The 23,728-nt window shown below is 68.7% G+C and carries 21 protein-coding genes and 1 pseudogene; 13 read left to right on the top strand and 9 right to left on the bottom strand.

The genetic code is table 11. From position 1 onward, the window contains the following. Positions 1–70 precede the first annotated feature (70 nt). Positions 71–1,219, bottom strand: coding sequence for an acyl-CoA dehydrogenase family protein (locus ACFJIT_RS06330; protein WP_379655359.1), 1,149 nt, complete (start codon positions 1,217–1,219; stop codon positions 71–73). 123 nt (positions 1,220–1,342) lie between these two features. On the opposite strand from ACFJIT_RS06330, the gene ACFJIT_RS06325 reads away from it, so the two are divergent. The 4 genes from ACFJIT_RS06325 to metH are packed head-to-tail and all read left to right on the top strand — an operon-like array spanning position 1,343 to position 6,764. Then, the gene (locus tag ACFJIT_RS06325) at positions 1,343–2,272 is read left to right on the top strand and encodes an ArsR/SmtB family transcription factor (protein ID WP_379655735.1); all 930 of its coding nucleotides are present in this window, start codon (positions 1,343–1,345) and stop codon (positions 2,270–2,272) included. A 10-nt stretch (positions 2,273–2,282) separates the two neighbouring features. Continuing rightward, the gene (locus ACFJIT_RS06320) at positions 2,283–3,389 is read left to right on the top strand and encodes a homocysteine S-methyltransferase family protein (RefSeq protein ID WP_379655358.1); all 1,107 of its coding nucleotides are present in this window, start codon (positions 2,283–2,285) and stop codon (positions 3,387–3,389) included. Positions 3,390–3,396: 7 nt separating this feature from the next. Beyond that, a complete protein-coding gene (locus ACFJIT_RS06315) occupies positions 3,397–3,999 on the top strand; it encodes a short chain dehydrogenase (RefSeq protein WP_379655357.1) in 603 nt (200 codons plus the stop codon). Beyond that, positions 3,999–6,764: a methionine synthase gene (gene metH / locus ACFJIT_RS06310; protein ID WP_379655356.1), complete on the top strand. Its 2,766-nt coding sequence runs from the start codon at positions 3,999–4,001 to the stop codon at positions 6,762–6,764. The genes ACFJIT_RS06315 and metH overlap by 1 nt, the downstream gene beginning before the upstream one ends. Positions 6,765–6,800: 36 nt before the next feature. Here metH and ACFJIT_RS06305 read toward each other — a convergent pair whose 3' ends face one another. After that, complete coding sequence (locus tag ACFJIT_RS06305) at positions 6,801–7,211, bottom strand: hypothetical protein (protein ID WP_379655355.1); 411 nt, start codon at positions 7,209–7,211, stop codon at positions 6,801–6,803. Between the two features lie 267 nt (positions 7,212–7,478). Here ACFJIT_RS06305 and ACFJIT_RS06300 point away from each other — a divergent pair, with 267 nt between their 5' ends. Together ACFJIT_RS06300 and ACFJIT_RS06295 are read left to right on the top strand one after the other, a co-directional pair. Then, a complete protein-coding gene (locus ACFJIT_RS06300) occupies positions 7,479–8,699 on the top strand; it encodes a sensor histidine kinase (protein WP_379655354.1) in 1,221 nt (406 codons plus the stop codon). Next, positions 8,696–9,499: a LytR/AlgR family response regulator transcription factor gene (locus ACFJIT_RS06295; protein WP_379655353.1), complete on the top strand. Its 804-nt coding sequence runs from the start codon at positions 8,696–8,698 to the stop codon at positions 9,497–9,499. Before ACFJIT_RS06300 ends, ACFJIT_RS06295 begins: the two co-directional genes overlap by 4 nt. A 278-nt stretch (positions 9,500–9,777) precedes the next feature. On the opposite strand, the gene dksA is transcribed toward ACFJIT_RS06295, so the two are convergent. Further along, positions 9,778–10,767: an RNA polymerase-binding protein DksA gene (gene dksA, locus ACFJIT_RS06290; RefSeq protein WP_130518131.1), complete on the bottom strand. Its 990-nt coding sequence runs from the start codon at positions 10,765–10,767 to the stop codon at positions 9,778–9,780. Positions 10,768–10,866: 99 nt separating this feature from the next. Here dksA and yidD point away from each other — a divergent pair, with 99 nt between their 5' ends. From yidD to eutC, 6 genes are all read left to right on the top strand, one after another. Continuing rightward, complete coding sequence (gene yidD / locus ACFJIT_RS06285) at positions 10,867–11,151, top strand: membrane protein insertion efficiency factor YidD (protein WP_130518129.1); 285 nt, start codon at positions 10,867–10,869, stop codon at positions 11,149–11,151. Next, positions 11,136–12,488 (top strand): dihydroorotase, encoded by a 1,353-nt coding sequence (locus tag ACFJIT_RS06280; protein WP_130532051.1) that lies wholly within the window; start codon positions 11,136–11,138, stop codon positions 12,486–12,488. The genes yidD and ACFJIT_RS06280 overlap by 16 nt, the downstream gene beginning before the upstream one ends. Then, positions 12,485–13,327 (top strand): M23 family metallopeptidase, encoded by an 843-nt coding sequence (locus ACFJIT_RS06275; RefSeq protein WP_379655352.1) that lies wholly within the window; start codon positions 12,485–12,487, stop codon positions 13,325–13,327. The genes ACFJIT_RS06280 and ACFJIT_RS06275 overlap by 4 nt, the downstream gene beginning before the upstream one ends. Before the next feature lie 441 nt (positions 13,328–13,768). Further along, positions 13,769–15,133 carry an ethanolamine permease gene (eat, locus tag ACFJIT_RS06270; protein WP_130561654.1) on the top strand — a complete coding sequence of 455 codons (1,365 nt, stop codon included), beginning with the start codon at positions 13,769–13,771 and terminating at the stop codon, positions 15,131–15,133. A 25-nt stretch (positions 15,134–15,158) separates the two neighbouring features. After that, positions 15,159–16,550, top strand: a complete 1,392-nt coding sequence (locus ACFJIT_RS06265) for an ethanolamine ammonia-lyase subunit EutB (RefSeq protein ID WP_379655351.1) — start codon at positions 15,159–15,161, stop codon at positions 16,548–16,550. Then, a complete protein-coding gene (eutC, locus tag ACFJIT_RS06260) occupies positions 16,547–17,377 on the top strand; it encodes an ethanolamine ammonia-lyase subunit EutC (RefSeq protein WP_379655350.1) in 831 nt (276 codons plus the stop codon). Before ACFJIT_RS06265 ends, eutC begins: the two co-directional genes overlap by 4 nt. A 255-nt stretch (positions 17,378–17,632) precedes the next feature. Here eutC and ACFJIT_RS06255 read toward each other — a convergent pair whose 3' ends face one another. The 6 genes and pseudogenes from ACFJIT_RS06255 to efp all read right to left on the bottom strand — a co-directional run bounded on the left by ACFJIT_RS06255 (position 17,633) and on the right by efp (position 22,492). Continuing rightward, entirely contained in the window at positions 17,633–18,310 is a 678-nt protein-coding gene (locus tag ACFJIT_RS06255; protein WP_379655349.1) for a phytoene/squalene synthase family protein, read from the bottom strand. After that, positions 18,310–18,969, bottom strand: coding sequence for a phosphoglycolate phosphatase (locus tag ACFJIT_RS06250; RefSeq protein WP_379655348.1), 660 nt, complete (start codon positions 18,967–18,969; stop codon positions 18,310–18,312). Before ACFJIT_RS06250 ends, ACFJIT_RS06255 begins: the two co-directional genes overlap by 1 nt. A 95-nt stretch (positions 18,970–19,064) precedes the next feature. After that, a complete protein-coding gene (gene ubiG / locus ACFJIT_RS06245; RefSeq protein ID WP_130532058.1) occupies positions 19,065–19,775 on the bottom strand; it encodes a bifunctional 2-polyprenyl-6-hydroxyphenol methylase/3-demethylubiquinol 3-O-methyltransferase UbiG in 711 nt (236 codons plus the stop codon). A 90-nt stretch (positions 19,776–19,865) separates the two neighbouring features. Then, on the bottom strand, positions 19,866–21,206 hold the full coding sequence (locus ACFJIT_RS06240; RefSeq protein ID WP_379655347.1) for a TRZ/ATZ family hydrolase: 1,341 nt from the start codon (positions 21,204–21,206) through the stop codon (positions 19,866–19,868). A gap of 24 nt (positions 21,207–21,230) precedes the next feature. Further along, positions 21,231–21,896, bottom strand: coding sequence for a TMEM175 family protein (locus ACFJIT_RS06235; protein WP_379655346.1), 666 nt, complete (start codon positions 21,894–21,896; stop codon positions 21,231–21,233). 28 nt (positions 21,897–21,924) lie between these two features. Then, positions 21,925–22,492, bottom strand: a pseudogene (efp, locus tag ACFJIT_RS06230) (elongation factor P). A gap of 105 nt (positions 22,493–22,597) precedes the next feature. Between efp and epmB the strand changes: the two are divergent. Next, positions 22,598–23,647 (top strand): EF-P beta-lysylation protein EpmB, encoded by a 1,050-nt coding sequence (gene epmB, locus ACFJIT_RS06225; protein WP_130533192.1) that lies wholly within the window; start codon positions 22,598–22,600, stop codon positions 23,645–23,647. Positions 23,648–23,728 lie beyond the last annotated feature (81 nt).

Genomic DNA, 23,728 nt, shown 5'->3' with positions numbered 1-23,728 from the left:
GGAGCTTTGGTGCCGACTGCAAATGCACAGCCGCCGGCACGCCCGGGGCGGCCAGCACCCCGCGCGGCTTTCAGCGCAATCCGGTCTCCGCGCGCGCGATCACCAGGCGCTGGATCTCGCTGGTGCCCTCGTAGATCTCGGTGATCTTGGCGTCGCGGAAGTAGCGCTCCAGCGGCATTTCCTTCGAGTAGCCCATGCCGCCATGGATCTGCACGGCCTGGTGGGTGATCCACATCGCCGCCTCCGAGGCGGTGAGCTTGGCGATGGCCGCCTCGCTGCTGAAGGCCTTGCCCTGGCCCTTGAGCCAGGCCGCGCGCAGGGTCAGCAGCAGCGAGGCGTCCAGCTTGCACTTCATGTCGGCGATCTTGGCCTGGGTCATCTGGAAGGTGCCGATCGGCGCGCCGAAGGCCTTGCGCTCCTTCACGTACTCGACGGTCTTCTCGTAGGCGGCGCGGGCGATGCCGATGGCCTGCGAGGCGATGCCGATGCGGCCGGCGTCCAGCACGCCCATGGCGATCTTGAAGCCCTGCCCTTCCTCGCCGATCACCTCGGCCGGCTGGGCCACGTAGTCGGCGAACTCGATCTCGCAGGTGGCCGAGGCGCGGATGCCGAGCTTGGGCTCGGTCTTGCCGCGGTGGAAGCCGGGCCTGTCGGTGTCGACGATGAAGGCGGTGATGCCGCGCGCGCCCTTGTCCGGATCGGTCATGGCGAACAGCACGATGTACTTGGCCACCGGCCCGGAGGTGATCCAGCTCTTCTTGCCGTTGATCACGAAGCTGCCGTCGGCCTGCCGCACCGCGCGGCAGCGCATGGCCGTGGCATCCGAGCCGGACTGCGGCTCGGTCAGGGCGAAGGCGCCGATCTGGCTGCCATCGGCGATGGCGCGCACATAGGTCTGCTTCTGTTCCTCGCTGCCGAACTTCAGCAGGCCCGTGCAGTACAGCGAATTGTTGACCGACATGATGGTCGAGTGCGCGCCGTCGCCGGCCGCCACCTCGATCATCGCCAGCACGTAGCTGATCGGATCCATGCCGGCGCCGCCGTACTCGTCCGGCACCTCGATGCCCATCAGGCCGTTCTCGCCCAGCAGCTGGATGTTCTCCAGCGGGAATTCGCCGGTCTTGTCGAAGTGCTCGGCGCTGGGCGCGATCTTTTCCTGGGCGATGCGGCGGGCCACATCCTGGATCATCAGCTGCTCGTCGGTGTATCCGAAATCCACGGTCGTTCCCCTCCCATTGGGTGATGGCGAGGATTGTAGCGAACCACCATGCGGTTGCGTATGGAATTGACCGAACCCGGCATCGCCGGCAAAATATCTCCATATCTTGATATAGAGATAAATATGGATCTGGAAGCCTGGTCGGCGCGCCTGAAGGTCTTCGCCGACGCCACCCGCGTGCGTCTGCTGGCCCTGCTGGCCGGCGAGGAGCTCACCGTGGCCGAGCTGTCGGCCATCACCCGGCTGGCCCAGCCGCGGGTGTCCACGCATCTGGCCAGGCTCAAGGATTCGGGCCTGGTGCGCGACCGCCGCGCCGGCGTGTCGGCGTATTACCGCTTCGACGAGGACAACCTGGATCCGGCCCAGCGCGAGCTGTGGCGCAGCCTGCGCGCCGGCAGCGACGACCCGCTGCTGCGCCAGGACGCCGAGCGCGTGGCCGAGGTGCTGGCCGCGCGCGCCGCCACGCAGAACTGGGCCGACAGCGTGGCCGGCGACATGGAGCGCCATTATTCGCCGGGCCGCACCTGGGAAGCGCTGGCGCGCACCGCCCTGCCGCTGCTGCACACCGGCGACGTGCTGGACATCGCCTCCGGCGATGGCGTGCTGGCCGAGCTGCTCTCGCCGCATTCGCACCGCTATGTCTGCGTGGACACCAGTGCGCGCGTGGTCGCCGCCGCGGGCGAACGCCTGCGCCGCTTCCCCAATGTGGAGGTGCGCGAAGGCGACATGCACGCGCTGCCGTTCGAGGCCGGCACCTTCGACCTGGTGGTGCTGATGCATGCGCTGACCTATTCCCAGCGCCCGGCCAAGGCCGTGGCCGAGGCCGCACGCGTGCTGCGCCCGGGCGGCAAGCTGCTGCTGTCCAGCCTGGGCCGGCACGAGCACCAGTCGGTGGTCAACGCGTACGGCCACGTCAATCTGGGCTTCACCGACGCCGAACTGCGCCGGTTCGCCGAGAAGAGCGGCCTGCAGGTGGCCAGCCTGCAGGTGGTCACGCGCGAACGCCGCCCGCCGCATTTCGAAGTCATCTCGCTGACCGGCATCAAGCCGTGAGGAGCGCCGCATGAGTACCACCCAATCCCTGCCCTGGCTCAACCCGGCCCGCACCCAGCTGCTGCTGGACGCGCTGGCCAGCCGCATCCTGATCATCGATGGCGCGATGGGCACCATGATCCAGCGCCACAGGCTGGAAGAGGCCGACTACCGCGGCGAGCGCTTCGCCGGTGGCTTCGACAGCCTTCAGGCGCAGGATCACGCGCATGGCCCGGGTTGCGACCATGGCCACGACCTCAAGGGCAACAACGACCTGCTGCTGCTCAGCAATCCGCAGGTCATCGCCGGCGTGCACACGGCCTACCTGGAGGCCGGCGCCGACCTGGTGGAGACCAACACCTTCAACGCCACCGCCGTCAGCCAGGCCGACTATCACCTCGAACACCTGGTCTACGAGTTGAACAAGGAAGGCGCGCGCATCGCCCGCCAGTGCTGCGATGCCGTCGAGGCCGCCACGCCGGACAAGCCGCGCTTCGTGATCGGCGTGCTCGGGCCGACCAGCCGCACCGCGTCGATCAGCCCGGACGTCAACGACCCGGGCTTCCGCAACACCAGTTTCGAGGCCCTGCGCCAGACCTATCGCGAGGCGGTGGAAGGCCTGATCGACGGCGGCGCCGACACGCTGATGGTCGAGACCATCTTCGACACGCTCAACGCCAAGGCCGCGCTGTTCGCCATCGAGGAAGCCTTCGACGGGCGTGGCGCGCGGCTGCCGGTGATGATCTCCGGCACCATCACCGACGCCTCCGGGCGCACGCTGTCCGGGCAGACGGCCGAGGCGTTCTATACCTCGCTCATGCACGCCCGCCCGCTGTCGATCGGCCTGAACTGCGCGCTGGGCGCCAAGGACCTGCGCCCGCACGTGGAGACGCTGGCGACCGTGGCCGACTGCTATGTCAGCGCGCATCCCAATGCCGGCCTGCCCAACGCCTTCGGCGAGTACGACGAGACGCCGGAGGAAATGGCCGAGACGCTGCACGAGTTCGCCACCGCCGGCCTGCTCAACCTGGTCGGCGGCTGCTGCGGCACCTCGCCGGATCACATCCGCGCCATCGCCGAGGCCGTGGCCGGGATCGCGCCGCGCCCGCTGCCGCAGCGCCTGGCGCAGGCGGCCTGAGATGGGCATGAAGAAGATCCTGCTGATCGGGGCCAGCGGCACGCTCGGCCGTGCCGTGCGCACCCTGCTCGCGCCGCGCTATGAGGTGATCGCCGCCTCGCGTCACGACGCCACCCATCCGGTCGACCTGCGCGACGAAGCCAGCGTGCTGGCGCTGTTCGAACGCGTGGGCCGCCTCGACGCCATCGTCTCCACCACCGGCAACGTGCACTTCGGCCCGCTGGCGCAGATGACCGCGGCCCAGTTCGACAGCGGCCTGCAGGACAAGCTGCTCGGCCAGGTGCGCCTGGCGCTGCTGGGCCAGCGGTATCTCAACGACGGCGGCTCGATCACGCTGACCACCGGCATCCTGGCCGAACAGCCGATCGCCCAGGGCGTCAACGCCACCGCGGTGAACGCGGCGGTGGAGGGCTTCGTGCGCGCGGCCGCCTGCGAACTGCCGCGCGGCCTGCGCATCAATGCGGTCAGTCCCACCGTCCTGGCCGAGGCGTGGGACGCCTACGCCGACTTCTTCCCCGGCTTCGAGCCGGTCCCCGCCGCCCGCGCGGCGCTGGCCTTCCAGCGCAGCATCGAGGGCGTGCAGACCGGACAGATTTACAAGGTCTGGTGATGTCCACTGCTGCACCCTCGCCCCGCTACACCCGCCTGTCCGGCCTGGAGCCGCTGGTCATCACGCCGCAGCTGCTGTTCGTCAATGTCGGCGAACGCACCAACGTCACCGGCAGCGCGCAGTTCCGCAAGATGATCAAGGAGGAGCGCTACGAGGAGGCGGTCGAGGTCGCCCGCCAGCAGGTGGAGAACGGCGCGCAGATCCTCGACGTCAACATGGACGAGGGCCTGATCGACTCGGAGAAGGCGATGGTGCGCTTTCTCAACCTGATCGCCTCCGAGCCGGACATCGCCCGCATCCCGGTGATGGTGGACAGCTCCAAGTGGAGCGTGATCGAGGCCGGCCTGCAGTGCCTGCAGGGCAAGGGCGTGGTCAACTCGATCTCGCTGAAGGAAGGCGAGGACGCCTTCATCGAACACGCGCGCAAGGTGCTGCGCTATGGCGCCGCCGCGGTGGTGATGGCCTTCGACGAGACCGGCCAGGCCGACACCTGCGCGCGCAAGGTCGAGATCTGCACGCGCGCCTACCGCATCCTCACCGAGCGGGTCGGCTTCCCGCCCGAGGACATCATCTTCGATCCCAACATCTTCGCCGTGGCCACCGGCATCGAGGAGCACGACAACTACGCGGTGGACTTCATCCAGGCCACGCGCATCATCAAGGACACCTTGCCGCACTGTCACGTGTCCGGCGGCGTGTCCAACGTGTCCTTCTCCTTCCGCGGCAACGAGACGGTGCGCGCGGCGATCCACTCGGTGTTCCTGTACCACGCCATCAGGGCCGGCATGGACATGGGCATCGTCAACGCCGGCGCGCTGCCGATCTACGACGACCTGGACCCGGAGCTGCGTGAGCGCGTGGAGGATGTGATCCTCAACCGCCGCAAGGACGGCACCGAGCGCCTGCTGGAAATCGCGGAACGCTACAAGGGCAAGAAGGGCGAGAAGCGGGTCGAAGACCTGGCCTGGCGCGAGAAGTCGGTGCGCGACCGCCTCGCCCACGCCCTGGTCAACGGCATCGATGCCTACGTCGAGGCCGACACCGAGGAGGCGCGCGCCCAGGCCGCGCGTCCGCTGGATGTGATCGAAGGCCCGCTGATGGACGGCATGAACGTGGTCGGCGACCTGTTCGGCGCCGGCAAGATGTTCCTGCCCCAGGTGGTCAAATCCGCGCGGGTGATGAAGAAGGCGGTGGCCTATCTGCTGCCCTTCATCGAAGAGGAGAAGCTGCGCACCGGTGATGTGGGCAAGTCCAACGGCAAGATCATCATGGCCACGGTCAAGGGCGACGTGCACGACATCGGCAAGAACATCGTCGGCGTGGTCCTGGCCTGCAACAACTTCGACGTGGTCGACCTGGGCGTGATGGTGCCGACCCAGACCATCCTGGACCGCGCCCGTGCCGAGAACGCCGACATCATCGGCCTGTCCGGCCTGATCACGCCCTCGCTGGAGGAGATGACCCACGTGGCGCGCGAGATGCAGCGCCAGGGCTTCGAGATGCCGCTGATGATCGGCGGCGCCACCACCTCGCGCGCGCATACAGCGCTGAAGATCGACCCGCACTACAGCGCGCCGACGATCTGGGTCAAGGACGCCTCGCGCGCGGTGGGCGTGGCCCAGTCGCTGATCTCGCGCGACATGCGCAGCGCCTTCGTCGCCGCCAACGACGCCGACTACGCCGAGATCCGCGAGCGCCACAAGAACCGCGGTGACGCCAAGCGCCTGGTCACGTTAGCCAAGGCACGCGGTCAGAAGTTCGACGGCGGCTGGGACCACTACACGCCACCGGCGCCCAGGCGCCTGGGTATCACCGTGCTGGACGACTATCCGCTGGCCGAGCTGGTGGACTGCATCGACTGGACGCCGTTCTTCAACGCCTGGGAGCTGTTCGGCAAGTATCCGGCCATCCTGACCGACGCCGTGGTCGGCGCCCAGGCCAGCGAGCTGTTCCGCGATGCGCAGGCGATGCTCAAGCAGATCGTCGAGGAGAAATGGCTGACCGCCAAGGCCGTGTTCGGCCTGTGGCCGGCCAACAGCGTGGGCGACGATGTCGAGGTGGTCGTGGGGGACCACCGGGATTCGGGATTGGAGATTGGAGATTCAACGCAGCCAGCCCCATCCCCAATCCCGAATCCCCAATCCCGGCACTTCCTGCGCTTCCTGCGCCAGCAGGTCGACAAGCCGGCCGATCGTCCGGACTTCTGCCTGGCCGACTTCATCGCGCCCAAGGACAGCGGCAAGCAGGACTGGATCGGCGCGTTCGCGGTGACCGCGGGCATCGGCATCGAGCCGCATGTGGCGCGCTTCGAGGCCGCGCACGACGACTACAACGCGATCCTGCTCAAGGCCCTGGCCGACCGCCTGGCCGAGGCCCTGGCCGAACGCCTGCACCAGCGTGTTCGTACCGAGTTCTGGGGCTATGCGGCCGACGAGGCGCTCGACAACGCCGCGCTGATCGCCGAGAAGTACCGCGGCATCCGCCCTGCCCCCGGCTATCCGGCCTGCCCGGAGCACAGCGAGAAGGGGCTGCTGTTCGAGCTGCTGGACGCCCCCCGGAACGCCGGCATGACCCTGACCGAGAGTTTCGCCATGCTGCCCACCGCGGCAGTGAGCGGCTACTACTTCAGCCACCCCGGCGCGCAGTACTTCGTCGTGGGCCGCGTCTCCAAGGAGCAGGTCGCCGACTACGCCCGGCGCAAGGGCGTGGATCTGGCACAGGCCGAACGCTGGCTGGCTTCCAACCTGGATTACGACCCGGAATAGCGCCGCCTCCAGCGCCTGCCCCGAGACCCAGGCCGCTTACCAGCGGCGCATGAGAGGGCTGCGCAGGTGCGTGGTATTCGGGGCCCTGGCATCGACATCCGTGCGCCTGCCATCGATCGCCCTCAGGTACAGCCCACTGCTGCGGCACACGTTGATATCGCTGTAGAGCAATGTGCGGCCGCCACGAAAGCCAATGCGGAAGTCTTGCACGCAATGCGCGCCGGAGACTTCGATGATCGCCACGTTGAAGCCTCCAGGCAGTGGCGCGATCGTGATCGGCACGAAATTGCCGTCGCCGGCGGGTGCCACCGAGACCGACACCACGCTGTCGTAGCTGGTATTGATCAGCTTGAAATAGCGTGTGTCGCTTCCCTCGGTGTGAGCGTTGGCAGCATGAGACGCAGTCGCAAGCAGGGCGACCAGGGCGAGGTGATGCACGATGGACATTGCAGTGGCTCCGACACGGGAAAGGAGCCGGAGGCGGGTGACGCACGCTCCGGCATCGCCATCAGGCCGTGGCGTCGTGGCGCTGGGAAGCAATTCGGGACCAATCGTAGTAGTGCGCCCACCAATCGTAGCCGGCCGCCGGAATCGCTTCCGACGGCATGCAAATGCGCCTACGATGCGGCCGCCCTCACTGAGCGCCGGAGGGCAAGACGCCGTCGCCCTGATCCGCACGCCACCATCCGCAAGCCAAGTCGACACCGGAGCAGCATGAAGATTCGCCTGGGCAGTCTCAAGATCGGCCTGTTCGCCTACATGGCGTTGTGGACGGCGGTCGCGCTGATATTTGCTCTGCAGAACAAGCTCAACCACGGAATGCCCGCCACCAACTGGCCGCTCTGGGACATGCTCCGTTGGTCGTTGATCCAGTGGTACACCTGGGCGGCCCTCGCACCCACCGTGTTCCGGCTGGCCGAGCGCTACCCGGTACGCGATACGCTGATCTTCCACGGATTGGGCAGGCAGCTTCTGATCAGCCTGTGCGTGACGTTCATCGCGATGATGATCGGCGCGATGGTGTCCACGCTGTTCGAACCCAGCGGCTTCGACGAACAGCTCAGGTACTTCCTGCAGCAACACTACGCGATAGGCCTGCTGACCTATTGGATGTTGTTCGCCATCCAGCAGGCCGTCCACTTCCACGCCGAGAAAGCGCGACGTGAGCTGGAGGCCAGCCAGCTGGCCACCGACCTAGCACAATCGCGGCTGCTCGTGCTCAGGTCGCAGCTGCAGCCGCATTTCCTGTTCAACACGCTGCACGCCATCATCACCCTGCTCGAAGAGGACAGCGCCTCGGCCGAGGACATGCTGCTGCGCCTAAGCGAACTGCTGCGTGCGTTTCTGGAGGACTACGATGGCCAGGAAATCAGCCTGCGCCAGGAACTGGTGTTGTTGGAGCTTTATCTTGGCATCCAGCGCACACGCTTCAAGGACCGCCTGACTACACGGATCTACATCGCTCCTGACACGCTCGACTGCGCGGTGCCGAGCCTGATCCTGCAGCCGATCGTCGAGAACGCGATCCACCACGGCATCGGCAAGCGCGTGGGCGCGGACAGCATCGAGATCGAGAGCCGCCGCGAAGGCGATATGCTTTACCTGGACGTGCGCAACCGTAACAGCGACATCGACAATCAAGGTGCTAGCACCAGCGTCGACCAGCTTGCCTGCGATGCCAGGCAGGTTCCTAGTCACGGCATCGGCCTGTCCAACACCCGCCTGCGGCTGAAGGAGCTGTATGGCTATGCCGCGCGGGTGCGCCTGGATATCACCTGGCCGCAGGGCGTCGTCTGCCGCATCCAGTTGCCGTTCCGCGCGTTCGAAGAGCCCACGGCCGAAACATTCGGACGCGACAGCCGGGGAGTAGCCGCCAACAAGCGCGACGCCGGCCTGTTCAACGAAGAAGACGACCCCGAAGTGCCGCGCGCATGAGCATCACCGCGCTGGTCATCGACGACGAGCCAATCGCGCGGCTTGCGATCGTTCGGCTGTTGCGCGATGACCCTGAGATCGAACTGGTCGGCGAGTGCGGCGATGGGGTATCCGCCGTCGAAAGGATCCGCGAGAGTTCGCCCGATCTGGTGTTCCTGGACATCCAGATGCCCGGCATCACCGGTCTCGACGTGGTGGCGACGATCGGCGCTTCGCGCATGCCGGCGACCGTCTTTGTGACCGCCTACGAACAGTTCGCGGTGCGCGCGTTCGATGCCAACGCCGTCGACTATCTGGTCAAGCCATTCGGCCGCGAACGTTTCGCCGATGCGCTTCGCCGGGTCAAGTTACGGCTGGCGGCGGCGCAGGGCTCCGACGGCGAGGCCGCCGCGCGGATCATGCAAGCGCTGGATATGCTGCGCCGGCGCGAGGACTACCTGGTGCGGATCCCGGTGCGCGAAGGCGAGCGTGTGGTTTTCGTCGATGTCGAGGACATCATCTGGATCCGCTCAAACCGCAACAATGTGCAGATTCACGTGCCCGGCCGCGTGCACGAGCTGCGCGAGACCATGACGACGCTGCAGGCGCGCCTTGACCCGCAACGCTTCGCGCGTGTCCACCGCTCGGCGATCGTCAACATTCAGCGCATCAAGACGATCGATCCCTGGTTCAACGGCCACCATGTGGTCACGATGGACAACGGCCAGCAACTGCGTATGAGCCGTTACCAGCATGAGACCTTCATGCGCCTGGTGACCACGCAGCGTCCCGGCGCCCAGGCTCCAAAAATTCCGCCATGACCGATCATCAGGCGCATGGCCGCAAGAAGGAAGACGGCAAGCAGCCACTTCTCGTTGACCAAGCACCCCGCTCGTTATGCAGAGCTCCATCGCCGCCATGTCTGCTCCCGCGGAACGCCGCGTCTTGCTCTTCAGCGAGCGAGAAAGGTCTTCCCCGAAAAGAAGGGCCGCCGCTCCTCCGAAGCCATGGACATCCATGCGCCGCGGTCCCTGGTTTGGGAAGGGCCCGAAAAAAGCCCCGCGTTAGCGGGGCTTCTTGATGACAATCGGGTCAGGCGTCAGTCGCCCTGCTGTTTCTGCAGGTGCTCCCAGCGCTCCTGCGCATCGAGGGTGCGCTCGGCGGTCAGGCGCGCCTCCAGGCGCTCCAGGCCAATTTCCTCGCCGGTGTCGACGCAGTAGCCGTAGTCGCCGGCGTCCAGGCGCTTGAGCGTGCTGTCGATCTTGCCGATCAGCTTGCGGTAGCGGTCGCGCGTGCGCAGTTCGAGCGAGTTCTCGGTCTCGCGGGTGGCGCGCTCGGCCTCGTCGCCGACGTCGCGCACTTCGTCCTTGAGGTTCTCGATGGTCTGCTTGGATTCCTCGACCAGGTCGGCGCGCCACTGCAGCAGGCGCTGGCGGAAGTACTCCAGCTGCAGCGGGCCCATGTACTCCTCGTCGGCCTTGGGCTTGTAGCCGGCCGGCAGCACGGGGCGGCCGGTGGCCTCATCGACGGTGTACTCGACCTTGCGGACCTTGCCCTTGGGGGCGGGTTCCGGGGTGCGTCCGGTGACCGCGACGGCGATCTTGCCGGTCACGCGGGCAACGGCGGGCTTGGCCTGGGCGGCGGGTTTTTCGGTTTTCGAAGGGGTCTTGGAAGCGGGCACTGTGTTCTTTGCAGGGGCAGCCTTGGCAGCCGACGCTACAGGGGCCGATGTCGCGGCGGTCTTCACTGCGGGGGCCTTGCTGGGGCTGGTCGCCTTGGCGGGAGCGGATTTAGCCGGAGCGGGCTTGGCAGCCGGCTGCGGAGCGGTCTTCGGCGCGGCCTTCCCTGCCGTGGCCTTCTTGGCCGGCGCGGGCGCCGGCTTCTTCGCCGCCGTGGTCTTGGCGGCGGTGCTGGGGTTCGTGGCCTTCTTCACGGGTGCGGTCTTGCCTGCCGTCTTCTTGGCGGGCGCAGGCGCGGCCTTCTTGGCCACCACGCCCTTGGCCGGCGACTTGGCGACAGCCGCCTTCTTGGCGACGACAGCGGTCTTGGCGGCCTTGACGGCCTTTTTTGCGGGTTTCTTGGCTGCCACGAACAGCGTCCTTGAATCATTCCCGGGCCGGGAAAAGCGGGCCTTTATAGCCTACCCGGACAGGTGCGGCAACCACACCAATCACAGGCGCGCAAAACCATGGCTTATCATCGGACCATGCTTCAACGCGGACTCATCGCCCTGTTGCGCGGCTACAAGCGCTTCATCAGCCCGTTGCTGGGCCCACGCTGCCGTTTCGAGCCGACCTGCTCGGTCTACGCCATGCAGGCGATCGAGCGCTTCGGCCCGCTGCGCGGCGGCTGGATGGCGCTGCGCCGGATCGGCCGCTGCCATCCGCTGCATCCGGGCGGCGACGACCCGGTGCCGCCCGCGCCCCACGCCTCCTCACCGCATTCAGGATCCTGCCGATGCCCGCCACCGTGATCGTCAACGCCCGTATGGTCAACGAGGGGCGCGAGACCACAGGTGACCTCAGCATCGAGAACGGCCGCATCACGCGCATCGCGCCGCAGATCGCGATCAACGCCGGCCAGACGGTGATCGAGGCCGGCGGCCGCTGGCTGCTGCCGGGCATGATCGACGACCAGGTGCACTTCCGCGAGCCGGGCCTGACCCACAAGGGCGATCTGGCCACCGAGTCGGCCGCGGCCGTGGCCGGCGGGCTGACCAGCTTCATGGACATGCCCAACACCAACCCGCCCACCCTCACCGCCGAGGCGCTGGAGGCCAAGTACGCGCTGGCCAAGGGGCGGGCCTGGGGCAACCACGGCTTCTACATGGGCGCCAGCAACGACAACCTGGCGCAGATCCAGCGCGTCGATCCGCGCGCCACGCCCGGGGTGAAGGTGTTCATGGGCGCCTCGACCGGCAACATGCTGGTGGACGATCCGGACACGCTGGACGCGATCTTCCGCGACGCGCCGGTGCCGATCATCACCCACTGCGAGGACACCCCGACCATCAACGCCAACCTGGCGCGCTACCGCGCGCAGTACGGCGATGAGATCCCGGTGGAGTTCCATCCCGACATCCGCTCGCGCCAGGCGTGCATCGCCTCCACGCGCCTGGCGCTGTCGCTGGCCAAGCGGCACGGCACGCGCCTGCACGTGCTGCACCTGTCCACCGCCGACGAGCTGGCGCTGTTCAACGCCGGGCCGCTGGTGGACAAGGCCGGCAAGCGCCTGAAGCAGATCACCGCCGAGACCTGCATCCACTTCCTGCGCTTCGACCGCACCGACTACGCGCGCCTGGGCAACCTGATCAAGTGCAATCCGGCGATCAAGGACCCGGCCGACCGCGTCGCGCTGATCAAGGCCGTGGCAGAGAACGTCATCGACGTGCTGGCCACCGACCATGCGCCGCACACCCTGGACGAGAAATCCCAGACCGACTACACCAAGGCGCCCGGCGGCCTGCCGCTGGTGCAGTACGCGCTGGTGGCCGCGCTGGAGCTGGTACACGAGAAGAAGCTCAGCATCGCCCAGGTGGTGCAGAAGTTCGCCCATGCGCCGGCGCAGCTGTTCGACATCAAGGAGCGCGGCTTCCTGCGCGAGGGCTACTGGGCCGACCTGGTGCTGGTGGAGGACGAGGATTTCACCGTCAGGCGCGAGGATGTGTTGTCCAAGTGCGAGTGGTCGCCGTTCGAGGGCACCACCTTCCACCACAAGATCGACGCGACCTGGGTCAACGGGCGCATGGTGTGGAACGGCGAGCAGCTGGTCGGCACGCCGCGCGGCATGCGCCTGGAGTTCGAGCGTTGAGGCGGCTGTGGCTGGCCGCGCTGCTGGCGCTGGCCGGCGGCGCCACGGTCCTGGGCGGGGCCGCGGCGCAGGCGCAGCAGGCTGAAGCGGCGACCTTCCCCGCGTCGGTGTCGCAGGGCGCGCTGGTGTTCGGCAAGGTCGCGCCAGGCAGCGTGGTGCGCTACGGCGGACGCACGCTGCGGGTGAGCGGCTATGGCACGGTGGTGTTCGGCGTCGGGCGCAACGAGACCGGGCCGCTGCGCGTACAGGTGGGTGCGCCGGGCGCGGCTGCGCAGACCGTCGAGATCGCGGTGACGCCGCGCGACTGGCCCACCGAGCGCGTCAACGGCGTCCCGCCCAAGTCCGTCAACCCACCGCCGGAAATCGCCGCGCGCATCGAGCGCGAGCAGGCCGCGGTGACGGCGGTGCGCACGCGCGACGACGACCGCACCGACTTCGCCACGCCCTTCCTCTGGCCGGTGCAGGGACGGATCAGCGGGCGCTTCGGCAATGCCCGGGTCTACAACGGCCAGCCCTCGCCCGCCGGGCATTCGGGCATGGATATCGCCGTGCCGACCGGTACGCCGGTCAAGGCGCCGGCCGGCGGCGTGGTGACCTTCGCCGCGCCCGACCTGTACCTCACCGGCGGTACGCTGGTGCTGGACCATGGCTTCGGCGTGAGCTCCAACTTCCTGCACCTCTCGCGCATCGACGTGAAGGTGGGCGATGTGGTGCGGCAGGGCCAGGTGATCGCCGCGGTCGGCGCCACCGGGCGCGCGACCGGGCCGCATCTGCATTGGGGCATGAACTGGTTCGATGTGCGCATCGATCCGCTGCTGGTGTTGGAGCGCGGGAAGTGACGCCCGATGTTTCGGTCAGCGCTTCGATTGTTGGGCGCAACTGTTTCTCGGGTCAAGCCGTGGCCTCCTTGTAGAGCGGAGCTTGCTCCGCTGCGTTTCGACCGGATCATCGGCAAGGCCCAGCGGAGCAAGCTCCGCTCTACAGGCGGGAGCGGAATCTGTGGGAGAGGCCATGGCGGCGATGAGGCTTTACCGTTAGAGCCTCGTCGCCGCCATGGCGGCTCCCACAGGTGAGGCCCCATGGGCCTACCCCCTACCCTTCGCTTTCGGGCCGTTGGGCGGGGATAACCGGTATAACCGAATCGTCTGCGGCTGGCGTCTGCGGCCTTGTGGCGTGGATCCGGGTCGCGATGCGTGGCCGGCGAAGCTGCGATCCCGCCCCGCCTTCTCGGCGAGGCGCATCGTGCGCAGCGCCACATTCCTTCCCCCTGGAGATGCGCGATGTCCAACGAGCAACTCAAGCCCACGCTGGGCACGCTGCACCTGTGGGGCATCGCGGTCGGGCTGGTCATTTCCGGCGAGTACTTCGGCTGGAGCTACGGCTGGGGCGTGGCCGGCACGCTGGGCTTCCTGGTCACCACGCTGCTGGTGGCCGCGATGTATACCTGCTTCATCTTCAGCTTCACCGAGCTGACCACCGCCATCCCGCACGCGGGCGGGCCGTTCGCCTACAGCTGGCGCGCATTCGGTGCCACCGGCGGCATGGTGGCCGGCATCGCCACGCTGATCGAGTTCGTGTTCGCCCCGCCCTCGATCTCGATGGCCATCGGTGCCTATCTCAACGTGCAGTTCCCCGCGCTGGATCCCAAGCTGGCCGCGGTCGGGGCCTATGTGGTGTTCATGGGCTTGAACATCCTGGGCGTCAGCATCGCGGCCACCTTCGAGGTCGTGGTCACCGTGCTGGCGGTGCTGGAGCTGCTGGTGTTCATGGGCGTGGTCGCGCCGGGCTTCTCGTTGGCCAACTTCGCCGCCGGTGGCTGGGCGGGCTCGGACCGCTTCAGCGCCGCGGCGCTGGCCGGGATCTTCGCGGCGATCCCGTTCGCGATCTGGTTCTTCCTGGCGATCGAAGGGGCGGCCATGGCCGCCGAGGAGGCCAAGGACCCCAGGCGCACCATCCCGCGCGCCTACATCGCCGGGATCCTGACCCTGGTGGTGCTGGCGTTCGGCGTGATGCTCTTCGCCGGCGGCGTGGGCGACTGGCGCGCCTTGAGCAACATCAACGATCCGCTGCCGCAGGCGATGAAGGCGGTGGTCGGCAACAGCTCGACCTGGCTGCACATGCTGGTGTGGATCGGCCTGTTCGGCCTGGTCGCCAGCTTCCACGGCATCATCCTGGGCTATTCGCGCCAGTTCTTCGCGCTGGCGCGGGCCGGCTTCCTTCCACACGGGCTGGCGAAGCTGTCGCGCTTCCGGACGCCGCACCGGGCCATCCTCGCCGGCGGCCTGATCGGCGTGGCGGCGATCTACAGCGACGGGCTGGTCAGCCTGCAGGGCATGAGCCTGACCGCGGCGATGATCACTATGTCGGTGTTCGGCGCGGTGGTGATGTACATCATGAGCATGCTGAGCCTGTTCAAGCTGCGCCGCAGCGAACCCGGCCTGGCGCGCAGCTTCATCGCGCCGGGCTACCCCGTGGTGCCGGGCATCGCGCTGCTGCTGGCGGTGGTCTGCCTGGTGGCGATGGTGTGGTTCAACCCGCAGATCGCCGGCGTGTTCGTGCTGCTGATGGCGCTGGGCATGGGCGTGTGCCGGCTGAGCCTTCGCGGCGGCGGACCGCAGCCGGACCGCGCGGTCGACGCGGCCTGAATCCGCCCATCGGCATGCTGCCCGCATGAGCGGATTCGTCCATAGCGTGGGCGGGGCGCAATGGCGCTTCGCCGATCTCAAGACCCTGCTGGCGCGGGCGACGCCGGCGCGTTCGGGCGATCGCCTGGCCGGCGTGGCGGCGCAGACCGACCGCGAGCGCGTGGCCGCGCAAATGGCCTTGGCTGAGCTGCCGCTACGGCACTTCCTCAATGAGGCGGTCATCCCGTACGAGGAAGACGAGGTCACCCGGCTGATCATGGACCGTCATGACGCGGCGGCCTTCGCGCCGGTTGCGCACCTGACCGTCGGCGACTTCCGCGACTGGCTGCTGGGCGAGGCCGCGACCGAGGCCAGCCTGGCCGCGCTGGCGCCGGGGCTGACGCCGGAGATGGTCGCCGCGGTGTCCAAGCTGATGCGCGTGCAGGACCTGGTGCTGGTGGCGGCCAAGGTGCGCGTGACCACCGCCTTCCGCAATACGCTCGGTCTGCGCGGGCGGCTGTCGACGCGCCTGCAGCCCAACCATCCCACCGACGATGCAGCCGGCATCGCCGCCAGCGTGCTGGACGGCCTGCTGTACGGCAACGGCGATGCGGTGATCGGCATCAACCCGGCCAGCGACAGCACCGGCGACATCGTCGAGCTGCTGAAGATGCTCGACGGCGTGATCGGCGGCTACGAGATCCCCACCCAGTCCTGCGTGCTGGCCCATCTCACCACCACGCTGAAGGCGATCGAGCGCGGCGCGCCGGTGGACCTAGTATTCCAGTCGATCGCCGGCACCGAAGGCGCCAACGCCAGCTTCGGCGTCAACCTGGCGCTGCTGCAGGAAGGCTACGAGGCCGGCCTGGCGCTGGGCCGCGGCAGCGTCGGCGTCAACGTGATGTATTTCGAGACCGGGCAAGGCAGCGCGCTGTCGGCCGAGGCGCATCACGGCGTGGACCAGCAGACCTGCGAGGCGCGGGCGTACGCGGTGGCGCGTCAGTTCAAGCCGCTGCTGGTCAACACCGTGGTGGGCTTCATCGGGCCGGAGTATCTGTTCGATGGCAAGCAGATCATCCGCGCCGGGCTGGAGGATCACTTCTGCGGCAAGCTGCTCGGCGTGCCGATGGGCTGCGACATCTGCTACACCAACCATGCGCAGGCCGACCAGGACGACATGGACGTGCTGCTGACCCTGCTGGGCGCGGCCGGGATCAACTTCATCATGGGCATCCCCGGCAGCGACGATGTGATGCTCAACTACCAGACCACCTCGTTCCACGATGCGCTCTACGCGCGCCAGGTGCTGGGCCTGCGCCCGGCGCCCGAGTTCGAGGCCTGGCTGGAGAAGATGCAGATCCTGCGCCTGCGCGAGGGGCGTTTCGAACTCGGGCGCGATGTGCCCGCACCGTTCCGCAAGGCGCTGGGGCAGCTATGAGCGCGCAGGACGATCCACCCTCGCCGACCGCGCCCGATGCCTGGGCCGCGCTGCGCCGCCTCACGCCGGCGCGCATCGCCCTGGGCCGCGCCGGCACCAGCCTGCCGACGCGCGCGCAGCTGGAGTTCCAGTTCGCCCATGCGCAGGCGCGCGATGCGGTGCATCTGCCGCTGGACCACGCGGCGCTCGCGCAGGCCGCCGGCGCGCTGGCGCTGGTCGTGCTGCCGCTGCACAGCGCCGCCGCGGACCGCGAGACCTATCTGCAGCGCCCGGACCTAGGCCGTCGCCTCGACGACGCCTCCGCCGAGGCCCTGCGCGCCCACGCGGCGCTGAAGGCGCGCAGCTGCGATATCTGCATCGTCCTCGCCGACGGCCTGTCCGCCTTGGCCGTGCACACCCACGCCGCGCCGATGCTGCAGCGCCTGCGCGACCACGCGCGCACGCAGGCCTGGTCGCTGGCCCCGGTCTGCGTGGTCGAACAGAGTCGCGTGGCGGTGGGTGATGAGATCGCCGAACGGCTCGGCGCGCGCCTGTGCGTGATGCTGATCGGCGAGCGCCCGGGCCTGAGTTCGCCCGACAGCCTTGGCGCCTACCTGACCTTCGCCCCGCGCGTGGGCCTGACCGATGCGGCGCGCAACTGCATCTCCAACATCCGCGCCGCCGGCCTGTCCTACGACACGGCCATGCACAAGCTCGCCTATCTGATGGGTGAAGCGATGCGTCGCCAGCTCTCCGGCGTGCAGCTCAAGGACGAGGCCCAGGCCCCGGTGCTGCTGGAGGGCGATGGGCCGCGGCCGGGGAACTTCCTGTTGCCGGATACGGATTGAGGCGCGGCCCGCAGGCGTCGCGCGGCGGCCTGGATGTCTGGTGCTCCGGCGGCGCAACGTCCATGGATTCCCGCGTTCGCGGGAATGACGATTTCAAGACTCCAACTGCGTCACTCCCGCGAAAGCGGGAGCCCATGGACTTTTTCACGCTAAAGCTGACGCGCTGGGTTCCCGCCTTCGCGGGAACGACGGTCGATTCTTCTTGGACGCCCCCGATATCCGCATTGTGCGGCGACGAGCGCCGCCGCAGCTGGCTCAGCTCCCGCCACGCGCCGCGCGCCACGCCGTCCATACCAGCCTGGCGGGCCTCGCCGGTGTGCTGCCCTGCGCGTCGGCATGCAGGTTGGCCAGGCGCAGGCGCAGCAGCGCGGCGATCAGGCGCCGGGGGCGCGGTCCGTCCACACGCGCGGGCCAGCGCGCCAGCAGCGCATCGCGCCAGGCGAAGGTATCGGCGTGCGGTGGGACTTCCATCCAGCGCAGGAACAGCAGCTGCGCGGCCATCGGCTCCAGCGCGTTGACCCTGCGCGCACCGGGGAACAGCGCCGCCTCGACCTGCTGGATCGCATTGGCCAGCGGCATCACCAGCGGCAGCGCGGCATCGGGCGATTCGGGCAGCGAGCGCATCAGGGTCAGCCCCGGCAGCGCATCGGCCAGCACCTCCCACGGCGCCGGGACCGGCTCCAGCACGCGGCCGAGCGGATGGCGCGAACGCCTGCGCGACCAGTCGCGCAGTTCCTCGCCCCACCAGGCCAGCTTGGCATCGGCAGGCAGCGGATCGCCGGCGATGTTCATCGCATCGAACAGCTCCTGCAGCAGCGCGAACCAGGCCTCGGCCAGCGGTCGCTGCGCGGCGGGCACGAAGGCCTGCACCAGCGGCCACTCGGGCCAGCGGGCGCGCCACTTGTCCAGGAAGCTGTCCAGGGCGGTGGACATCAGCGCCCGCCGACCTGCGGCCAATGCGCAGGGTCCAGCAGCTGCGCCGGCGTGTCGAGCATCACCTCGGCCTGCCAGCTGACCGGATCGTCGTCGTCCAGGCGATAACCCCACAGCGCGGCGATCGCGGGCATGCCGGCGGCGCGCGCGGCCTGGATATCGCGCGCGTCGTCGCCCACATAGACGCAGTCGTCGATGCGCGCGCCGAGCAGGCGTGCGGCCTCCTGCAACGGCAGCGGATGCGGCTTGCGCTCGGCCAGCGTGTCGCCGCCGATCAGCACCGCGCAGCGCGACTGCCAGCCCAGCAGCGGCATCAGGTCGCGGGCCAGGCCCTCGGGCTTGTTGGTGACGATGCCCCAGCGGCTGCCGTGGGCCTCCAGCGCGGCCAGCATCGCCTCGATGTCGTCGAACGGGGCGCCATGCCGGCCCAGCTCCTCGGCATAGACCTGCAGGAACTCCGGCACCAGCGCCTCGCGCGCCTGCGGCGACAGTTCGGGAAACGCCGCCCCGCACATCGCCCTCGAGCCTTTGGACACGTGGGGCCGGATGTCGGCCAGCACCATCGGCGCCCGGCCGCGCGCGGCCAGCATCCGGTTGACCGTGGCCAGCATGTCCGGCGCGCTGTCCAGCAGCGTGCCGTCGAGGTCGAACAACGCCACAGGCGGAAAGCAGGGGCCGGCAATCTCCTGCGCCGGGCTGGAAGCGCCTTCGCCCTCGTCCTGGCCTGCGCCGCCCGCCCCCTCGCCCGCTACGCTCATGCCTTCGCCGCGCACGCCAGGTAGTTCACTTCGGTGCGCCGGCTCAGGCGGGCGGCGCTGCGCCAGGGCTCGTAGACCAGGCCGCTGACATCGCGCATCTGCAGGCCGCTGGCGCGCACCCAGGCGGCCAGTTCGGCCGGCTTGATGAAATCGGCATAGCGGTGGGTGCCCTTGGGCAGCAGCTTGGCGATGTACTCGGCACCAACCACCGCCAGCGCGAATGCGGCCGGGGTGCGGTTGAGCGTGGACATGAACAGCTGGCCGCCGGGCTTGAGCAGGCGCGCGCAGGCGTCGATCACCGCGCCCGGATCGGGCACGTGCTCGAGCATCTCCATGCAGGTGATGGCATCGAAGCTTTCCGGCTCCTCCTCGGCCAGCGCCTCGACGGCGATCTGCCGGTAGTCCACCTCCACCCCGGATTCGAGCTTGTGCAGGCGCGCGACTTTCAGCAGCTCCGGCGCCAGGTCGATGGCGACCACCTGGGCGCCGGCGGCGGCCAGCGCCTCGCTCAGCAGGCCACCGCCGCAGCCCACGTCCAGCACGCGCTTGCCGGCCAGCGGCAGGCGGCTGGCGACGTACTGCAGGCGCACCGGGTTGAGCGCATGCAGCGCCTTCTGCGGGCCGTCCGGGTCCCACCAGCGGGTGGCCAGGGCGCCGAACTTGTCCAGTTCGGCCTGGTGGAAATTGGCGTTGGATGCGGGGGTCATGGCGCGTTCCTTTTCGAAGGCCTCGCGGCCGTGGGGCCGCGGGAAACAGCGGCCAGCATGCGCAAGGGCCGCATCAGGGAGCGTGAGGGGTCAGGCCGGATGCAGGCCGGCGATGCGCTGGCGCCACTGGCGCGCGTTGGCGACCACGCCGGCCATGTCGATCCCGACCGGCTGGCGGTCGACCAGGCGTTCGCGCCCGGCGATCCACACATCGGTGACCTGGTGGCGACCGGTGGCGTAGACCAGTTGGGAGACGACGTGGTGCAGCGGCTGGGTCTCCAGCGCGGACAGGTCCACGCAGGCGATGTCGGCCTGCTTGCCCACCTCCAGCGTGCCGACCAGATGGTCGAAGCCGATCGCCCTGGCCCCGCCCAGCGTGGCCGCGCGCAGGGCGGCGAAGGCGTCCAGCGCCACCGCGTCCTGGGCCACGGCCTTGGACAGGATCGCCGCGGTGCGGGTCTCGCCGAACATGTCCAGGTCGTTGTTGGAGGCGCAGCCGTCGGTGCCGATGGCCAGGTTCACCCCGGCGCGGGCCAGCGCGCAGGCCGGGCAGAAGCCGGAGGCGAGCTTGAGGTTGGATTCCGGGCAGTGCACCACCGACACGCCGCGTTCGGCGCACAGGTGGATCTCGCCTTCCGTCAGCTGGGTCATGTGCACGGCGATCAGGCGGTCGTTGATCAGGTCCATGCGGTCCAGGCGCGCGATCGGGCGCTGGCCGTAGTCCTTGAGCGACTGCTCCACCTCCTGCGCCGTCTCGTGCAGATGCAGGTGCACCGGCACGTCGAGCTGGTCGGACAGCATGCGCACCCGCTCGAAGTTGGCGTCGTTGACCGTATACGGCGCATGCGGCGCGAACGCGGTGGCGATCAGCGGATCGTCGCGCCACTGGTCGTGGACCTGCCCGGCACGGTCGAAATACTCGTCGTCGCTGCTGGCCCAGGCGGTGGGGAAGTCGATCACCGGCAGGCCGATGCGCGCGCGGAAGCCATGGTGCTTGTAGGTGGCCGCCTGCACGTCGGGGAAGAAGTAGTTCTCGTTGACGCAGGTGGTGCCGCCTCGCAGCATCTCGGCGATCGCCAGGGTGATGCCGTCGGCGATGAACTCCGGCCCCATCACCGCGCCTTCCACCGGCCAGATGTGCTGCTGCAGCCAGACCTTGAGCGGCAGGTCGTCGGCGATGCCGCGCAGCAGGGTCATCGGGTTGTGCGTGTGGGCGTTCACCAGGCCGGGGATCAGCGCAGCCTCGGGCCGCTGCACGACCTGTTTGGCGGCAAAGCGCGTGCGGGCCTGCGCGATCGGCGCGATGGCCACGATCGCCCCGTCGGTGATGGCCACGGCGTGCTGCTCGAGCACCACCGCGTGCGGTTCGACCGGCACCACATAGCCGGCTTCGATCAACAGGTCGCAGGATTCAGCGTCGGACGGATTCACGGGTGCCTTGGTTACCAAAGAGGATCAGCCGGCCTTGCCCAGCATCAGGCGCCGGGTCAGGAACGAAGCGGGCCAGATCAGCATGAAGAAGAACGCTGAGTACGGGTTGGGCCACAGGTAGGCCAGCGGGATCGCCAGCAGGAACACCGCGATCGACACCGTGCTGCGCACCACGAACCAACGCGCCTGGGCCGCGCCCAGGCGCTCGGACAGCGACTCCTGCCGCGCCACCCACACCCGGGTGAGAAAGCCGAAGAAGGAGATCGTCGCCAGCACCACCGCGTAGAAGGCGAAGCGCCCGGGCGAGGCGCTGCTGACCGACTCGGAGTACTCGCGCGTGGCGAACGGCATCAGCGCCACGAACATCAGCTGCCAGATCGTGCCCCACACCAGCCGGCCGCTGACATGGCGCACGTGGCGCCAGGTCTGCATATGGCTCATCCAGAAGGTGGCCGTGACCAGGAAGCTGACGAAGTAGGCGATGAACAGCGCCAGCGTATGGCCGTTCGCCGCGCCCTCGCCCAGGCGCTCGACCATTTCCGCGTCGGGCAGCTTGAGCTCGATGGCCAGCAGGGTGATGGCGATGGCGAAGACCGCATCGCTGAAGAACACCACCCGGTCGTGCGGAAACACATCCGCGCGCGCCTGGGCATCGCCCTGCTGTTCCTGCACCAAGCCAAGATCCTGCATGCGACGCTCCCTGCGCGCTGGATGGGGGTTACTTCACCCGGCTGACGTACTCGCCGGTGCGGGTGTCGACCTTGATGATCTCGTCGGTGCCCACGAACAGCGGCACGCGCACCACCGCCCCGGTCTCCAGGGTGGCCGGCTTGCCGCCGGTGCCGGCGGTGTCGCCCTTCACGCCCGGGTCGGTCTCGGTGATCTTCAGCTCGACGAAGTTCGGCGGCGTGACCTGGATCGGGTTGCCGTTGAACAGGGTCACCACGCAGGCCTCCTCGCCCTTGAGCCACTTCTTGGCATCGCCCACGCCGGCCTCGTCGGCCTGCACCTGCTCGAAGGTCTCCTGCTGCATGAAGTGCCAGTACTCGCCATCGTTGTACAGATACTGCATGTCGGTATCGACCACGTCGGCGGCCTCGATCGAGTCGGTGCTCTTGAGGGTCAGTTCCTGCACGCGGCCCGAGCGGATCAGGCGGAAGCGCATGCGGGTGAACGCCTGGCCCTTGCCGGGCTTGACGTAGTCGGTCTCGGTGATGATGGCGGGTTCGTTGTTGACGCAGGATCTTCATCCCGTTCTTGACGTCGTTCATGCCGTAGGTGGCCATGGGCAAACTCCTGGAGATAAGACAGACCCGCCGCCATGCGCGAGCGGCCGGATACAATGGGGACGCCCGCCGCAACCGGCGAGCGCATGCTTCGTTCAAACGCTCATGATACCTGCAGCACCCCTTTCCAGACAGCCGGCCCCCGCCGCCAGCGCTACCGCCCCCGCCCCGCTGCAGCCTTCGGGCTGGCAGCAGGCGCTGCGTCGGGCCGTGCGCGATCCGGGTGAACTGCTCGCGCGGCTGGGCCTGCACGACGCCGCGCTGGGTGTCTGCCCGCAGGCCGCGGCGCAGTTCCCGCTGCTGGCGCCCGAAGGCTTCGTGGCGCGCATGCGCCACGGCGACCCGCACGATCCGCTGCTGCGCCAGGTCCTGCCGCTGGACCAGGAGCTGCGCCTGCTGCCCGGCTTCGGCCTGGACGCGGTCGGCGATGCGGCCGCGCGCTCGGCCACCGGCGTGATCCAGAAGTACCAGGGCCGCGCCCTGATGGTGGCCACCGGCAGCTGTGCGATCCACTGCCGCTACTGCTTCCGCCGGCACTTCCCGTATGGCGAGGAGACCGCCGCGCGCGACCACTGGGCCGAGGCGATCGCCCGGGTGCGCGAGGATGCGAGCATCGACGAGGTGATCCTGTCCGGCGGCGACCCGCTGTCGCTGTCTACGCCCAAGCTGGCCGAGCTGACCGATGCCCTGCGCCAGGTGCCGCACCTCAAGCGCCTGCGCATCCACAGCCGCCTGCCGGTGGTCCTGCCCGAGCGCGTCGATGCCGCCCTGCTGCAGTGGCTGGGCGCGCTGCCCTGGCCGGTGGCCTTCGTCCTGCACGCCAACCACGCCAACGAGTTCGATGCCAGCGTCGATGCGGCCCTGGCCGCGCTGCGCGGCAGCGGCGCGACCCTGCTCAACCAGGCGGTGCTGCTGCGCGGCGTCAACGACAGCGTCGACGCACTGGCGGCGCTGTCCGAACGCGGCTTCGCCGCCGGCGTGCTGCCCTACTACCTGCACCAGCTCGACCGCGTGCAGGGCGTGGCCCACTTCGAGGTGGACGACGCCACCGCGCTGGCGCTGCATGCCGAGCTGGCCGCGCGCCTGTCCGGCTACCTGGTGCCGCGCCTGGTGCGCGAGATCCCGGGCGATACCGGCAAGCGCCCGCTGCGCTGAGCGCGCGCGGCCGTAGCACAGGACGGCCTTCACGAATCCGCAAGCCAGCCGATGGTCAGGATGGACGCTCCGGTGACCATG

Origin of the sequence: Pseudoxanthomonas sp. UC19_8 (genome assembly GCF_042700505.1) — a bacterium.
In the GTDB taxonomy this organism is placed as follows: domain Bacteria; phylum Pseudomonadota; class Gammaproteobacteria; order Xanthomonadales; family Xanthomonadaceae; genus Pseudoxanthomonas_A; species Pseudoxanthomonas_A winnipegensis.
The sequence above is the reverse complement of the archived record's forward strand: the minus strand, read 5'-3'. Positions and strand labels throughout refer to the sequence as shown.